This is a genomic window from Nocardia sp. NPDC005745, assembly GCF_040630775.1.
Taxonomy (GTDB): domain Bacteria; phylum Actinomycetota; class Actinomycetes; order Mycobacteriales; family Mycobacteriaceae; genus Nocardia.
On record NZ_JBEXYF010000022.1, the window covers coordinates 79388 to 93857 of the forward strand.

Genomic DNA, 14470 nt, shown 5'->3' on the forward strand with positions numbered 1-14470 from the left:
GCCCGATGGATTTCGAGCTACCCGCGGAACTGGTCGAATACCTGGCCGAACTCGACGCGTTCATCGAGCGCGAGATCACGCCGCTCGAGCAGACCGACGACAACATCCGCTTCTTCGACCACCGCCGCGAGGACGCCCGCACGGACTGGGAGCGCGGCGGCCTGCCGAACGCGCAATGGGAGGACCTGCTGGCCGAGGTACGCAGGCGCGCCGACGCCGCCGGGCACCTGCGGTACGCGTTCCCCGCGCAGTACGGCGGCCGGGACGGCACCAACCTGGGCATGGCCGTGATCCGCGAGCACCTGGCCCGGCGCGGCCTAGGCCTGCACTGCGATCTGCAGAACGAGCACGCCATCGTCGCCAACAACGTCGGCCTGCTGCTCATGCTCGAACACGGCACACCCGCGCAGCGGGCGGAGTGGGTGGACGGCTTGGCCTCGGGGACGAAGTTCTTCGCCTTCGGCATCACCGAGCCCGAGCACGGCTCCGACGCCACCCACATGGAGACCGCGGCGGTCCGCGACGGCGACGACTGGGTGATCACCGGGCAGAAGACCTGGAACACCGGCGTGCACATCGCCGACGCCGACCTGATCTTCGCGCGCACCTCCGGCGGCCCCGGCGACGCGGCGGGCATCACCGCCTTCCTGGTGCCCACCGACGCCCCGGGCTTCGTCGTCGAGGAATACCTCTGGACTTTCAACATGCCCACCGACCACGCCCGTGTCTCCCTGAACGGCGTCCGGGTCCCCGACAGCGCCGTCTTCGGCGGCGAGGGGCGCGGCCTGGCGGTGGTGCAGCACTTCTTCAACGAGAACCGGATCCGCCAGGCCGCCTCCAGTCTGGGTGCGGCGCAGTACTGCATCGACCAGTCGGTGGCCTACGCCAAACAGCGCAAGCCCTTCGGCAAGCCGCTGGCCGCCAACCAGGCGATCCAGTTCCCCTTGGTGGAGCTGCACACCCAGTGCGAGATGTTGCGCGCCCTCATCCACAAGACCGCCTGGTCGATGGACACCTACGGCACGTTCGCCGTCTCCGAGCAGGTCTCGATGTGCAACTACTGGGCCAACCGGTTGTGCTGCGAGGCCGCCGACCGCGCCATGCAGGTGCACGGCGGCCTCGGCTACTCCCGGCACAAGCCGTTCGAGCACATCTACCGCCACCACCGGCGCTACCGGATCACCGAGGGCGCCGAGGAGATCCAGATGCGGCGGGTGGCGGGCTACCTGTTCGGCTTCATGGGAAGCAAAGCGCCGAAGGGCGTGTGACTCAGATGCGGCGGATCCGAGCCAGCCACGCGGCGAGGTCGACGTGGCCGGACGCGGAGACCTCCAGGTTCGCCGCGTCCTGGGCCACCGGGTCGGTCACCCGCCCCCGGTAGCGCGCCTGCCGCACGTCTTCCACCGTCCAGCCGTCGCGGAACGACTCCCGGATCAAGGTGTCGCTGATCCGCGGGCCGAACCCCGGCTCGACATCGGAGAGCGCGAGAACATGGACGGTGCCGCCCGGCTTGCAGATCGCGTGCAGGCTGCGGACATAGGCGGCGCGCGGCTCGTCCTCGGTCCCGAAGACGTGGAACAGCGCGCTGTCGACGATGGTGTCGAACGCGGGCGCGGAGCCGGGCGGATCACCGGCGAACTCCGGCCGGTCGCCGAGTGCGAGGGCGTCGGCCACCTCGAAGGAGGCCGACGGCACACCCTGCTCGGCGGCGTTGGCCCGCGCGTACGCCACCGCGCTCGGCGACATGTCGATTCCGCGCACGTCGTACCCGAGCCTGGTCAGCAGGATCGTGTGCTCACCGGCGCCGCAGCCCGGGTCGAGCACGCGTCCGGTGATGCCGCCGTCCCGCTCGAGCGCGACGATGGCCGGTTGCGGCTCGCCGATCACCCAGGGGGCGGTGTCGTTGTCATAGACGGTATTCCAGAAATCAGCTGGACGAGTCATGCTCACCATGCTCCATCCTCAACCGTGCTCGAGGTCAACCCGCCACTCCCGCCGAGAGTGCCGATCCTGCTTTCCCGCCGAGGCCGAGGTGTGTGCGTCAGGGCCGCACCGCTGGGTACGCGCGGGTTATGAGCACACCGAATATCGATCCGACGACGGCGGAGTCGATGCAGCAGGACGCGGATTTCGCCGACGAGCACACCAAGCCGACGCACGCCGACGAGCACCCGGCCGGCGCCGAACTCGAGACCGACGAGTCGACGCCGAGCGGGCACAGCGGCATGGATCAGTGAACCCGGCGCGGTTCCGTGTGGGAACCGTGCCAGGGGCTCAGGCCACGGCGATCAACCGGGCCGCGTTGGCGGATTCGTCGTCGGCCGCCTGATTGGCGGCCAATTCGGCGTGCACCCGATCGCGGTAGCGGGTGATCTCCCGCTCGGTGGCCTCGGCGTCCCAGCCGAGGTGCGCGCCGATCAGCCGAGCCACCCCGGGAGCGGCGGCCAGGCCGCGGTCGGCCGTTTCGATGGACACCCGGGTGCGGCGGGTGAGCACGTCGTCCAAGTGCAGTGCGCCTTCGTGCGTCACCGCGTACACCACCTCCGCGCCCGAGTATTCGGGTGCTCCGGTGAGCGGCTCACCCAACTCGGGCTCGCGGGCGATCAGGTCGAACAGGTCGGTGATCGTCGAGCCGTAACGGCCGAGCAGCCGCTGCACCGTCGCGCGCGGCAGGCCCGTGCGTTGCGCCAGGCTGTCGAGGTCGGCGGCGAGTTCCTGGTAGCCCACCGCGCCGATAATCGGCAGGTGCGCGGTCACCGACGGCGCGACCGCGCGGCCGAATCCGGCCACCGCCGCGTCCACGACGTCGGCGGCCATCACCCGGTAGGTGGTGTACTTGCCACCCGCGATGACGAACAGGCCGGGGGCCGGTTCGGCGACCGCGTGCTCCCGGGAGAGCGTCGCGGTGTCGGCCGACGCGCCGGACAGCAGCGGGCGCAGACCCGCGTACGTGCCGACGATGTCGTCGCGGGTGAGCGGCTCCCGCAACACCCGGTTGACGTGATCGAGCAGGTACCGCACGTCGGCGTCGCTGGCGGCCGGGTGGTCCTTGTCCAGCGACCAGTCCGTGTCGGTGGTGCCGATGATCCAGTGCCCGTGCCACGGGATGACAAACAGCACGCTCTTCTCGGTGCGCATGATCAGGCCGGTATCCAAGTGCAGGCGATGGCGCGGCACCAAGATGTGCACGCCCTTGGACATCCGGACGTGGAAGGGGAACTCGACGCCGGTCATCCGGTTCATCTCGTCGGTCCACACTCCGGTGGCGCTGATCACCCGGCGCGCGCGGACCGCGTGCACCCGCCCGGTCTCCAGGTCGGTGACCTCCGCGCCGACGACGCGCTCGCCGTCGCGCAGCAGCGCCGTCACCTTGGTGCGGGTGAGCACGGTCGCGCCGTGCCCGGCCGCCGTGCGCGCGATCATCATCGTGTGCCGGGCGTCGTCGACCTGCGCGTCGAAGTACCGGATGGCCCCGGTCAGCGCGTCCGCGCGCAGGGCGGGCGCGAGTTCCAGCGCGCGCGTGCGGGACAGGTGCCGGTGCATCGGCAGGGCGCGGGCGCCGCCGATGGTGTCGTACAGGGCGACGCCGGCGCCGATGTAGGCGCGTTCCCACACGCGATGCCGCAACGGCAGCAGGAACGACACCGGCCGTACCAGGTGCGGGGCCAGCCGGTGCAGCAGCAGGCCGCGTTCCTTCAGCGCCTCCCGCACCAGCCAGAAGTCCAGCTGTTCCAGGTAGCGCAGCCCGCCGTGGATGAGCTTGCTGGAGCGGCTCGAGGTGCCCGCGGCGAAGTCCCTTGCCTCCACCAGGGTCACGGTCAGGCCGCGGGAGGCGGCGTCGAGCGCGGCGCCCGCGCCGACCACGCCGCCGCCGATGACGAGCACGTCGATCTCGGTGTCACCGAGCGAGTTCACCGCGTGGTCGCGGTATCGGGCGTCCAATCGTGCGGACACAGCGCTGTCTCTCCTTGTTTCGGGGATATTCGGGTACGACGGGGTCGCCGGCTCAGTCCTCGTCGTCGATCCAGTCGAGGGTGCGGGCGACCGCTTTCTTCCAGCGCGCGTAGCCGCGCTCACGCTGCGGTGGCGACCAGGCCGGATGCCAGCGCTTCCCTTCGTTCCAGTTCCGGGCGAGTTCGTCGGTGTCGCTCCAGAAGCCGACCGCCAGCCCGGCCGCGTAGGCGGCGCCAAGGGCGGTGGTCTCGGCGACCACCGGGCGCGACACCGGCACGCCGAGGAAGTCGGCCTGCAACTGCATGCACAGTTCGTTGGCGGTGACGCCGCCGTCCACCCGCAGCACGTCCAGCCGGACGCCGGAGTCGGCCTGCATCGCCTCGACCACGTCGCGGGTCTGGTAGCAGATCGATTCCAGCGTCGCCCGCGCGAGATGGGCGTTGGTGCTGTAGCGGGACAGGCCGACGATCGCGCCGCGCGCGTCCGACCGCCAGTAGGGCGCGAACAATCCGGAGAACGCGGGCACGAAGTACACCCCGCCGTTGTCCTCGGCCTGCCGGGCCAGCGACTCGCTCTGCGCCGCACCGGAGATGATGCCGAGCTGGTCGCGCAGCCACTGCACCGCCGAGCCCGTCACCGCGATCGAGCCCTCCAGCGCGTACACCGGCTTCTCCGAGCCGAATCGGTAGGCCACGGTGGTGAGCAGTCCGTGTCGCGATCGCACGATCTCGGTCCCGGTGTTGAGCAACAGGAAGTTGCCGGTGCCGTAGGTGTTCTTCGCCTCGCCGGGACGGAAGCAGACCTGTCCGACGGTGGCGGCCTGCTGGTCGCCGAGCACACCGGCGAGCGGGACCGCGCCGCCGAACGGCCCGTCGGGCCGGGTGCGGCCGAACAGGTCCGGATTCGCCGACGGCGCGATTCTGGGCAGCATCGCGCGCGGCACTCCGAACAAGGCCAGCAGTTCGTCGTCCCAGTCCAATGTCTCCAGGTCCATCAGCATGGTGCGACTGGCGTTGGTCGGGTCGGTGACGTGCACGCCGCCGTCCACCCCGCCGGTCAGCTGCCACAGCAGCCAGCTGTCGGTGGTGCCGAAGAGCGCGTCGCCGCGTTCGGCGTCCCGGGCCACCCCGGGGACGTTGTCGAGGATCCAGCGCAGTTTGCCGCCCGAGAAATAGGTCGCGGGCGGCAGGCCCGCCTTGCGCCGGATGGTGTCGCCGTGCCCGGCCCGCTCCAATTCGGCGGCGATGCGATCGGTGCGGGTGTCCTGCCAGACGATCGCGTTGCAGTACGGCCGCCCGGTCCTGCGGTTCCACACCACCGTGGTCTCCCGCTGGTTGGTGACGCCGACCGCGGCGAGGTCGCTCGCGACGAGATCGGCCTTGGTCAGCGTGGTCTGCACGACCGCGCGGGTGCGCTCCCAGATCTCGGTCGGATTGTGCTCCACCCACCCGGGGCGCGGCAGGATCTGCTCGTGCTCGAGTTGGTGGCGGGCGACCTCGTTGCCCCCGTGGTCGAACACCATGAATCGGGTGCTCGTGGTGCCCTGGTCGATGGCGCCGACGTACCGGCTAACGCCCCGAGTCATCGCTGAGCCTCCGTTCGCCGCGCAGGCCGCGGGCGCGACCGTGCTCGAAACGGAAACTACGGCGGAATGCCGGACCCGGATAGCGCTGCCATTCGACAATGTCGAACGGTCGGGCTGGTCGCGGAGAACGCAATGGCTGCCGAGTCGGGCGAGGCCAAGGTATGGCGCAGCTCATACCGGGTGCGCCGGGCGTCGCACACGATTGTCGAATCACGACACGGGGGATAGGTTTCCGGACATGCCGGGTCCGATCCAGTCGATCGAGCGGGCGGCGGCCGTGCTGCGACTGCTGGCCCGCGGCTCCGGTCGTCTCGGCGTCGGCGACATCGCGGGCGCGCTCGACCTGCCAAAGCCGACCGCGCACGGCATCCTGCGCACGCTCCAGGGCGTCGGCTTCGTCGACCAGGACCCGGCGAGCGGCAAGTACCAGCTCGGCGCGGCGCTGCCACACCTGGGCGGCGGCTATCTCGACGCGAACGAGTTGCGCTCCCGCGCGATCAATTGGGCCGACGCGCTGGCGGCGCGCACGGGCGAGGCGGTGCGGATCGGCGCGCCGCTGGACGGCGCGGTGGTCGTGGTCCACCACGTGTTCCGGCCGGACAACACCGAACAGGCGCTCGAGCTCGGCGAACTCCTGCCGCCGCACGCCACCGCGCTGGGCAAGGTGCTGCTCGCCTATGACGCCGACCTGGCCGCGACGGTGCGCCGGGCCGAGCCGGCCGCGCTCACGCACCGCACCCTCGTCGACCGCGCCGCGCTCACCAGGGAACTGGCCGGCGTGCGGCGGGCCGGATGGGCGGGCGACATCGAGGAGTTCCGGACCGGCGAGGCGGGTATCGCGGCGCCGATCCGGGCGCCGGGTGGGCTCGTGGTCGGCGCCATCGGCATCACCGGCGCGGTTGACCGGCTCTGTGACGCGAAGTCGCGGCACCGCCCCGCGCTGGTCGGCCGGGTGCTGGACGCGGCACGGGCGGTGTCGCGCGATCTCGGTGCGGGCGACCGACCGCCGTCGCGCCGGTGACCAGCGGATTTCATTCAGGAGCAGCATGAAGCAGCGTTACGTGCTCGCCATCGATCAGGGCACCACCTCCACGCGGTGCATCCTGTTCGACCAGCGTGCCCGGCTCGTCGGTGTCGCCCAGCGCCCGCACCGGCAGCACTACCCGCGGCCGGGATGGGCCGAGCAGGACGCCGTGGAGATCTGGCGCAACGTCGAGCGGATCGTGCCGCAGGCGCTGCGCGATTCCGGTGTGGCCGCCGATCAGATCGTCGCGCTCGGCATCGCCAACCAGCGCGAGACCACCGTGGTGTGGGACCGCCGCACCGGCACGCCGGTCGGGCGCGCCATCGTCTGGCAGGACGTGCGGACCGAAGAACTGGTCCGGGAACTGGAGGGCAAGCCGGGCGCCGAACGGATCCGCGAACTGTGCGGTCTGCCACCGGCGAGCTATTTCGCCGCGCCGCGACTGCGCTGGATGCTGGACACGATGCCCGGTCTGCGCGAGCGCGCCGAGCGGGGCGAGGTGCTGTTCGGCACCATGGAGACCTGGCTGATCTGGAACCTCACCGGCGGTCCGGACGGCGGCCTGCACCACACCGACGTCACCAACGCCGGCCGAACCCTCCTGATGAACATCGGCACCCTCGCCTGGGACGACGAACTGCTGGAGTTCTTCGGCATCCCGGCGGGAATGCTGCCGCGCATCCAGCCATCGACCGCGTCCTACGGCAGTACGCGCCGGGTGGTGCCGGACATCCCGATCGCCGCGGCGCTCGGCGACCAGCACGCCGCGTTGTTCGGCCAGACATGTTTCGCGCGTGGGGAAACCAAGTGCACCTACGGAACGGGCGGATTCCTCATGATGAACACCGGGCGTGAGCTGGTGCGCTCCGGGCACGGCCTGCTCACCACCATCGGCTACCAGATCGGCCAGGAGCCGGTCTACGCGCTGGAGGGCCCGATCGCGGTCACCGGTTCGCTCGTGCAGTGGGTGCGCGACAACATCGGGCTCGTCACGAGTGCGCCGGAGATCGAAACCCTCGCGCGCACCGTCGAAGACAACGGCGGCTGCTACGTCGTGCCCGCGTTCTCCGGGCTCTACGCACCGCATTGGCGCAGCGACGCCCGCGGTCTCATCGCCGGACTGACCTCTTACATCACCAAGGGCCACATCGCCCGCGCCGTGTTGGAGGCCACCGCCTGGCAGACCCGCGACGTGGTGGAGGCGATGAACGCCGACTCGGGCCTGCGCGCCGAGGCGCTGCGCGTGGACGGCGGCATGACCTCCAACAACCTGCTCATGCAGATCGTGGCCGACGTCCTCGACGTTCCGGTGTCGCGTCCGTTCGTCGCCGAGACGGTCTCGCTCGGCGCCGCGTACGCCGCGGGCCTTGCCGTCGGTTACTGGCCGGACCTGGAAGGACTGCGGAACAACCGGCGCCTTGCCGCGCAATGGGTTCCACGGATGGACCCCGAGCTGCGAGCGGAGGAGTACGACAACTGGAAGCGCGCCGTGGAGCTGACTTTCGGCTGGGTCCGGTCGGCGAAGCGGGCGCGGCGGTGAGTCCCGGTCGTGGTCGCGTGCCACCGGGACGGGCGTGTCGGGATGGTGGGTTAGCGTCGGAAGTATGCGGCTTCACGTGGGATGTGCGATGTGGACGCACGCGGCTTGGCAGGAAAGGCAGCTCGCGCCGGGGGAGCGGCTGCGCTGGTACGCCACGTGGTGCAATGCGGTCGAAGGCAATACGACCTTCTACGCGACGCCTTCGCGGCGCACGGTGGAATCGTGGGCGCGTCAATGCGATCCCGCGTTCCGGTTCGTCCTCAAGCTGCCCAAGCCGATCACCCATGAACGCAGGCTGACCGGCGTCGAGGAGGATCTGCGCTCGTTCCTCGCCGCGATGGAACCGCTCAGGGAACGCGTTCACGCCCTGTGGGTGCAGCTACCCGGCTCGTTCGGCCCCACCGATCTCGGTGCGCTGGCCGGATTCATGCGGCAACTGCCGCGCACCTACCGGGCCGCCGTCGAGGTCCGGCATCCCGCGTTCTTCGCCGACGAGCAGGCGGCGCGCAGGCTGGAATACGTCTTGTCCAGGGTGGGCGCCGAATGGGTTCCGTTCGACACCACCGTGCTCTTCGACGGTCCGCCCACCAGTGCGGCGGAACAGGAGGCGGCGTCGAAGAAGCCGCGGGTGCGGCGCAGGATGCGCGCCCTGACCGAGTACCCGATCGTGCGGTACCACGGCCGCGACGATGTGGAGCGCACCGTCGACGGCTGGCAGCCGTGGGTCGGCACGGTCGCCGAGTGGCTGCGCGAAGGCCGGTCGCCGACGGTGTTCGTGCACACCCCGGACAACGCGGGCTCGCTGGAGCTGGCCCGCCGCTTCCACGACGAGGTCCGCGCCCGGCTGCCACAGCTCGACCCGTTGCCGGAGCCGACGCCTGCCGAGCCGATGACCCTCTTCTGACGAAAAGAACGGTCCCGCGGGCAACTCCCGCGGGACCGTCCGAATCACTCAGGACTGCAAACCGACCTCGATCTCGAGGGTGAGCGTGATCTTGTCGCCGATCACCGCGCCGCCGTCGGGCAGGGGCATGTCGATGGTGATGCCGAAGTCGCGGCGGTTGATCACGGTCTTGGCCTCGAAGCCCGCGACCGGCCCGTGGCCCATGCCGGGGTTGACGCCGAGGAACTCCACGTCCAGCGTGACCGGCTTGGTGACGCCGCGGATGGTGAACTCGCCGTCCACGATGAAGTCCTCGCCGTTCACCCGGAAACCGGTGGACTCGAAGGTGGCCACCGGAAACTCCTCGGCCTGGAAGAAGTCCGCGGTGCGCAGGTGCGCGTCGCGCTGTTCGTTGTCGGTGGTGACCGAGTCGACCCGGATCTCGGCCGTGGCCGAGGCGCTGCCGTCCTCGCCGATGACCAGCTTGCCGGAGAAGTCGGTGAAGCGGCCGCGTACCTTGCTGACCATCAAGTGGCGTACCGAGAAGCCCAGGGTGGAGTGGGCGGGGTCGATGGCCCAGGTGCCCGCGGTGAGAGCGTTGGTGGTTCCGGTCGTCATGATGTTCTCCTTGATGATTGAGGATTGAACTAGTTGGGCGTGGGTCGGGCTCGGTCGGTGGGACGGGTCAGTGGGTGCCGAGTAGCTGCGCGAACGGTACCGGGTCGTCGTACGGATCGGCGGCGCGCTCGCGCGGTGTGCCGGTCAGCAAGGCGGCGAATTCCGCTGCGGCACGGTCGATCCGGGTGCTCAATCCGCCCGCCGCCGCGGACGCCCAGTCCTCGGACGCCGCGTAGACGGCGGTCGGCGCGACCACCGCGCGCAGGTAGCCGAACATCGGCCGCAAGGCGTGCTCCAGCGCCAGCGAATGGCGCGCCGAGCCGCCGGTCGCCCCGAGCAGCACCGGCATCCCGGCCAGCGCGTCCGGTTCCAGGACGTCGAAGAACGTCTTGAACAGGCCGCTGTAGGACGCGTTGAAGATCGGCGTGACGGCGATCAAGCCGTCGGCGCCGGTCACCGTGTCGATCGTCGCGCGCAGCCCGCCGGGCGGGAACCCGGTCAGCAGATTGTCGGCCAGATCGCGGGCGTGCTCGCGTACTTCGACCACGTCGAATGCCACGTCCGCGCCCGACGCGGTGAGCGCCGCGCCGGTGGCGGCGGCGAGCCGATCGGCGAGCAGCCGGGTAGAGGACGGCTGCGACAGGCCCGCGGCGACGACGGCGATGCGGGTCATCGGGTCGCCTCCAGTGCGGCGTCACGGGCGGCGACCAGGCTCGCGTGCGTCGGCGCGTCCGGCACGTGCGCCGGGCGCAGAGCCGCGAATTCCTTGCGCAGCACCGGAACCACTTCCTCGCCGAGCAGGTCCAGTTGCTCCAGGACGGTTTTCAGCGGAAGGCCCGCGTGATCCATCAAGAACAGCTGGCGCTGGTAATCGCCGAACGCCGCACGGAAGGTGAGCGTCTTGTCGATGACCTCCTGCGGGCTGCCCACCGTGAGCGGGGTCTGCTCGGTGAACTCCTCCAGCGACGGGCCGTGCCCGTACACCGGCGCGTTGTCGAAGTAGGGCCGGAACTCGCGCACCGCGTCCTGGGAGTTCTTGCGCATGAACACCTGTCCGCCCAGTCCGACGATCGCCTGGTCGGCGGAGCCGTGGCCGTAGTGCTCGTAGCGCTGCCGGTACAGCGCGATCAGCCGCTGGAAGTGCTCTTTCGGCCAGAAGATGTTGTTGGCGAAGAATCCGTCGCCGTAGTAGGCCGCCTGCTCGGCGATCTCGGGGCTGCGGATCGAGCCGTGCCAGACGAACGGCGGCACGTCGTCCAGCGGGCGCGGCGTCGAGGTGAACGATTGCAGCGGCGTGCGGAACTTGCCCTCCCAGTCGACCACGTCTTCGCGCCAGAGCCGGTGCAGCAGGTGATAGTTCTCGATCGCCAGCGGGATGCCGTCGCGGATGTCCTTGCCGAACCAGGGGTAGACCGGCCCGGTGTTGCCACGGCCGAGCATCAGGTCCACCCGCCCCTCGGCGAGGTGTTGCAGCATGGCGAAGTCCTCGGCGATCTTCACCGGGTCGTTCGTGGTGATCAGCGTCGTGGCGGTGGAGAGCTGGAGCCGCTCGGTCCGCGCCGCGATGTAGCCGAGCATGGTGGTCGGCGACGACGGCACGAACGGCCGGTTGTGGTGCTCGCCGGTGGCGAACACGTCCAGCCCGACCTCTTCGGCCTTGCGCGCGATCGTCACCATGGCCGTGATGCGCTCGTGCTCGCTGGGCGTCCGGCCGGTCGTGGGGTCGGTCGTCACATCACCGACCGTGAAAATTCCGAACTGCACGACGCCTCCTTCGTTCTCAGTCTGTCTCAATTTGGTGGATATGGCAACCAAAGGAACGGAGTGGGGTACGCGGGTATTCCCGCTGCGGCGATGTGGCGTCGGTTACGGCAGGTATTCCGTCAGCCAGGTGCGGGTGAGTTCGCGGGTGACCAGCGCGCCGGTGTCGAGTTCGGTGGCGCCGAAGGCGTGATCGAGGAAGGGCAGCTCGACGTAGCGGTGCGGCACGCGCGCGGTCTCCAGGGCCGCGGCGTAGGCGGCGGTGTGCTCGGCGAGCACCAGGTGATCGTCGGCGCCCTGGATCAGCAGGGTGGGCGGGGAGTCGCCGGTGACCTGCGCGGCGGCGCCGGCCGCGGTGTAGCGGTCGGGGTACTGGTCGGGCGTTCCGCCGAGGTACTGCCGGGCCGCGTCGACGCCGAGCGCGGTCTCGGTGCCCGAAGCGGCGAGGTCGACCGCCGGGTACAGCGCCACCGCCGCGCGCACCTTCGGCAGCTCGGCGGCGCTGCCGCAGCTGGGCCGCAGGACACCCGCGTTGATCTTGTTCGCGACGTTGACGGCCAGATTGCCGCCCGCCGACTCGCCGAACGTGGCGACCCGCCGCATGTCCCAGTCGTACCGCTGCGCGTTCGCGGCGGCCCAGTTCAGCGCGCAGGCGACGTCGGCGTCCGCGGTGTTCCAGCGGTGGTTGCCTTCGTCGGAGAGGCGATAGTCCACATCGAGGACGGCGTATCCGTTCTCGGCCAGCCAGGTCGTGTAGGCGTCGGTGCCACGGCTGCCCGTGACGAAAGCGCCGCCGTGAATGCTCACCACCAGCGGCGCCGGTCGCGACCCCGGAGCGGGTAGGTACAGGTCCGCCTGGATCGGATGTCCGTCGACGGTCGCGTAGGTGACGGTCTCGTCGGGCGCGTCGCCCACGGTGCTGAACGGTACGGCCGGGGCGAACGGGATCCAGACGCCCGCGGCGTCACGCGCCGCGAACACCAGCGTCGTGCTGGTCACGATGGACAGCGCCAGGCCGACGGCGGCCACGCCGGTCACCGTGCCCGCGAGGCGCCGTCCGCGCTCGCCCCCGCGAAACACCGTCAGCGCGAGCGCGGTCGCGACCACCGCCAGCACCATGTTCCACGAGCCGAGCGCGTCGCGGACGGCGCCGAGCAACAGCACGGCCGACTGCGTGACCGCGTTGCCGAGCAACGGCATCACCCAGGAAACCGGCAGGATCGCGATCAGTTGCGCGAGCGCGAGATACGCGGCGAGCGCTCCGGCGAGCGTGAGCAGGCCGATGCGGACCAGGCGACGCGGGGTCGCGGACTTTCCGGGCACCGTCACGTCCGCTCCTCGCTCGTCGGTCATCAAGGTCTCCGGTTCCGGGTCGGGGGTTCGCCGGCTCCAACATAGGTCGGTCTTCGTGGCCGCCGGTTTCCGGTGGTGGCGTGCCGGGACGGATTCGGGTAGCCGACTACGCGCGACTTCCGGTGGCTGGTCCGCAGAATCGGTCCCCACAGGGTTTCGACCACCGGGTTCTCGAAGGGATGTGCATGGCTGGTTATCAGGATTGGTTGGCGCCTGCTCCGAATCCGGAGCCGCCCTTGGACAGTCGCCGCCGCGCCGAGGCGGAGCCGATGGCATGCGATCCGGCGCCCGCTCGGGCGCTACCGTGCCGGCCGCGGCCGCACGCGACCTCCGGTCGGTCCAGTGCCGGGATACGCAGCGCGGTGCGGCGAAGCCATGCCTCCACCGCGCCGGGCGAGGACGAGTCACGGTCGGCGGCACGCCGATTCGCCGAGTCGGCGGTGCGAGTCGTCCTCGAGGTGCTCGACCGCAGGAGGCCCGTGCCGCAACTGGCCGTCGTCGCCGACGCCACGGTCGTCGCCGCGGTGCGCACGTTGATCGGCGCCGGTCTCGTGCCCGGCCGCGACCTCGGCGTCGCGGTGCCGATGCGGGTGAACGTGGTCTTGGTGGACGCCAAGACCGCCGAGGTCTTCGCCACCTACGGCCGGGGCAGGCGGCATTTCGCCTTGGCGGCGCGCATCGCGCGGACCCGCTCGGCGGGCTGGCGGCTGACGGCGCTGCGCATCCGATGACGCGGTCGGCCGTTCAGGGCTCGCGACCTCGGTCGCGGTGCCGCCGCCTCACGGACCGTCGGCACCGGTGCGATCCAGCCGATGCCCTCCGGCGGCAGGTCCTGAGCAGGCGAGGTGCTGACGGGCGACCGCGACTCCGGAGGCTCCGCCGCCCGGGTTCGTCGCGACCCGGCTGGGCCGGATCGCGATCACCTCGGGCATCGGCGGAGGCCGGATGGTGCGGCACCGTCGCTCAGCCGAGCTGAATGGATCGGCGTGCCATGCCGAACCAGTAACCGTCGATGACGGTGCGCAGCGTGCCGAAATCCACTTCGCCCGCGCCGAGTGCGACGAACAGCGGCGCGAAGTGGTCGGCGCGTGGATGTGCCAGGCGAGCCGCGGGCGCGGTGCGCTCGAAGTCGAGCAGGGCGTCCAGGTCGCGGGCGGCCAGCGTCTCGCGGCCCCACGCGTCGAATTCGGCCGTGAAGGAGGGCACGTGCTCGTCGTCGGCGGTCAGCGCGCGCAAATTGTGCGTGAAGAATCCGCTGCCGACGATCAGTACGCCTTCCTCGCGCAGCGGCGCCAGCTTCCGGCCGATGCGCAACAGGACCTGCGGGTCCAGCGTCGGCATGGACAGCTGCAACACCGGGATGTCGGCGTCCGGATACATCTCTTTCAACGGAACGTAAGCGCCGTGATCGAGGCCCCGATCCGGCACGTCCGCCACGGCGGTGCCCGGCCCGCGCAACAGGTTTCGCACCTTGTCGGCCAGCTCGGGCGCGCCCGGCGCGGCATAACGCACCTGGTAGTACCGCTCGGGAAAGCCCCAGAAGTCGTAGACCAGCGGCACCGTCTCCGTGGCGCCGAGCGCGATCGGTGCGGCCTCCCAGTGCGCGGAGACGATCAGGACGGCGCGGGGCCGGGGCAACGCGCGCGACCACGCCGCCAGTTCGGCGGGCCACCTCTCGTGGTCGGCCAGCGGCGGAGCGCCATGCGAGAGATACAGCACCGGCATTTTTTCGGCGGCCACGGTCATAGTGCT

At 70.6% G+C, this 14470-nt stretch carries 14 protein-coding genes; 6 read left to right on the forward strand and 8 right to left on the reverse strand.

Going from position 1 to position 14470, the window contains the following annotated elements; genetic code table 11:
* Positions 1-5 precede the first annotated feature (5 nt).
* Positions 6-1268, forward strand: a complete 1263-nt coding sequence (locus tag ABZ420_RS23135) for an acyl-CoA dehydrogenase family protein (protein WP_357126187.1) — start codon at positions 6-8, stop codon at positions 1266-1268.
* Position 1269: 1 nt separating this feature from the next.
* Here the strand turns inward: ABZ420_RS23135 and ABZ420_RS23140 are convergent, their stop codons facing one another.
* Positions 1270-1944 (reverse strand): class I SAM-dependent methyltransferase, encoded by a 675-nt coding sequence (locus ABZ420_RS23140; protein ID WP_357126190.1) that lies wholly within the window; start codon positions 1942-1944, stop codon positions 1270-1272.
* Between the two features lie 128 nt (positions 1945-2072).
* Between ABZ420_RS23140 and ABZ420_RS23145 the strand changes: the two genes are divergently transcribed.
* Positions 2073-2237, forward strand: a complete 165-nt coding sequence (locus ABZ420_RS23145) for a hypothetical protein (RefSeq protein ID WP_357042974.1) — start codon at positions 2073-2075, stop codon at positions 2235-2237.
* Between the two features lie 37 nt (positions 2238-2274).
* On the opposite strand, the gene glpD is transcribed toward ABZ420_RS23145, so the two are convergent.
* Positions 2275-3954: a glycerol-3-phosphate dehydrogenase gene (gene glpD, locus ABZ420_RS23150; protein ID WP_357126193.1), complete on the reverse strand. Its 1680-nt coding sequence runs from the start codon at positions 3952-3954 to the stop codon at positions 2275-2277.
* Between the two features lie 52 nt (positions 3955-4006).
* Entirely contained in the window at positions 4007-5539 is a 1533-nt protein-coding gene (gene glpK, locus ABZ420_RS23155; protein WP_357126196.1) for a glycerol kinase GlpK, read from the reverse strand.
* A gap of 238 nt (positions 5540-5777) precedes the next feature.
* Between glpK (ABZ420_RS23155) and ABZ420_RS23160 the strand changes: the two genes are divergently transcribed.
* The 3 genes from ABZ420_RS23160 to ABZ420_RS23170 all read left to right on the forward strand — a co-directional run bounded on the left by ABZ420_RS23160 (position 5778) and on the right by ABZ420_RS23170 (position 9007).
* Positions 5778-6560 carry an IclR family transcriptional regulator gene (locus ABZ420_RS23160; protein WP_062971602.1) on the forward strand — a complete coding sequence of 261 codons (783 nt, stop codon included), beginning with the start codon at positions 5778-5780 and terminating at the stop codon, positions 6558-6560.
* 25 nt (positions 6561-6585) lie between these two features.
* A complete protein-coding gene (glpK, locus tag ABZ420_RS23165; protein ID WP_357126199.1) occupies positions 6586-8103 on the forward strand; it encodes a glycerol kinase GlpK in 1518 nt (505 codons plus the stop codon).
* A gap of 88 nt (positions 8104-8191) precedes the next feature.
* On the forward strand, positions 8192-9007 hold the full coding sequence (locus ABZ420_RS23170) for a DUF72 domain-containing protein (protein WP_357126202.1): 816 nt from the start codon (positions 8192-8194) through the stop codon (positions 9005-9007).
* 48 nt (positions 9008-9055) lie between these two features.
* Here ABZ420_RS23170 and ABZ420_RS23175 read toward each other — a convergent pair whose 3' ends face one another.
* The 4 genes from ABZ420_RS23175 to ABZ420_RS23190 all read right to left on the reverse strand — a co-directional run bounded on the left by ABZ420_RS23175 (position 9056) and on the right by ABZ420_RS23190 (position 12718).
* Positions 9056-9604, reverse strand: a complete 549-nt coding sequence (locus ABZ420_RS23175) for a YceI family protein (protein ID WP_357126205.1) — start codon at positions 9602-9604, stop codon at positions 9056-9058.
* A gap of 67 nt (positions 9605-9671) precedes the next feature.
* Positions 9672-10277 carry an FMN reductase gene (locus ABZ420_RS23180; RefSeq protein ID WP_357126208.1) on the reverse strand — a complete coding sequence of 202 codons (606 nt, stop codon included), beginning with the start codon at positions 10275-10277 and terminating at the stop codon, positions 9672-9674.
* Entirely contained in the window at positions 10274-11368 is a 1095-nt protein-coding gene (locus ABZ420_RS23185) for an LLM class flavin-dependent oxidoreductase (protein ID WP_040865253.1), read from the reverse strand. Before ABZ420_RS23185 ends, ABZ420_RS23180 begins: the two co-directional genes overlap by 4 nt.
* 102 nt (positions 11369-11470) lie before the next feature.
* Positions 11471-12718 carry an alpha/beta hydrolase gene (locus tag ABZ420_RS23190; protein WP_357126211.1) on the reverse strand — a complete coding sequence of 416 codons (1248 nt, stop codon included), beginning with the start codon at positions 12716-12718 and terminating at the stop codon, positions 11471-11473.
* Positions 12719-13080: 362 nt separating this feature from the next.
* On the opposite strand from ABZ420_RS23190, the gene ABZ420_RS23195 reads away from it, so the two are divergent.
* Positions 13081-13449: an Rv3235 family protein gene (locus tag ABZ420_RS23195; RefSeq protein ID WP_357126214.1), complete on the forward strand. Its 369-nt coding sequence runs from the start codon at positions 13081-13083 to the stop codon at positions 13447-13449.
* A gap of 232 nt (positions 13450-13681) precedes the next feature.
* Here the strand turns inward: ABZ420_RS23195 and ABZ420_RS23200 are convergent, their stop codons facing one another.
* Positions 13682-14464 carry a class III extradiol ring-cleavage dioxygenase gene (locus ABZ420_RS23200; RefSeq protein WP_357126216.1) on the reverse strand — a complete coding sequence of 261 codons (783 nt, stop codon included), beginning with the start codon at positions 14462-14464 and terminating at the stop codon, positions 13682-13684.
* Between the last annotated feature and the right edge of the window lie 6 nt (positions 14465-14470).

Coding starts and splice junctions, on each gene's coding strand:
- ABZ420_RS23135 (WP_357126187.1), top strand. CDS start 6: ATGGATTTCGAGCTACCCGCGGAACTGGTCGAATACCTGGCCGAACTC.
- ABZ420_RS23140 (WP_357126190.1), bottom strand. CDS start 1,944: ATGACTCGTCCAGCTGATTTCTGGAATACCGTCTATGACAACGACACC.
- ABZ420_RS23145 (WP_357042974.1), top strand. CDS start 2,073: ATGAGCACACCGAATATCGATCCGACGACGGCGGAGTCGATGCAGCAG.
- glpK (WP_357126196.1), bottom strand. CDS start 5,539: ATGACTCGGGGCGTTAGCCGGTACGTCGGCGCCATCGACCAGGGCACC.
- ABZ420_RS23160 (WP_062971602.1), top strand. CDS start 5,778: ATGCCGGGTCCGATCCAGTCGATCGAGCGGGCGGCGGCCGTGCTGCGA.
- glpK (WP_357126199.1), top strand. CDS start 6,586: ATGAAGCAGCGTTACGTGCTCGCCATCGATCAGGGCACCACCTCCACG.
- ABZ420_RS23170 (WP_357126202.1), top strand. CDS start 8,192: ATGTGGACGCACGCGGCTTGGCAGGAAAGGCAGCTCGCGCCGGGGGAG.
- ABZ420_RS23175 (WP_357126205.1), bottom strand. CDS start 9,604: ATGACGACCGGAACCACCAACGCTCTCACCGCGGGCACCTGGGCCATC.
- ABZ420_RS23180 (WP_357126208.1), bottom strand. CDS start 10,277: ATGACCCGCATCGCCGTCGTCGCCGCGGGCCTGTCGCAGCCGTCCTCT.
- ABZ420_RS23190 (WP_357126211.1), bottom strand. CDS start 12,718: ATGACCGACGAGCGAGGAGCGGACGTGACGGTGCCCGGAAAGTCCGCG.
- ABZ420_RS23200 (WP_357126216.1), bottom strand. CDS start 14,464: ATGACCGTGGCCGCCGAAAAAATGCCGGTGCTGTATCTCTCGCATGGC.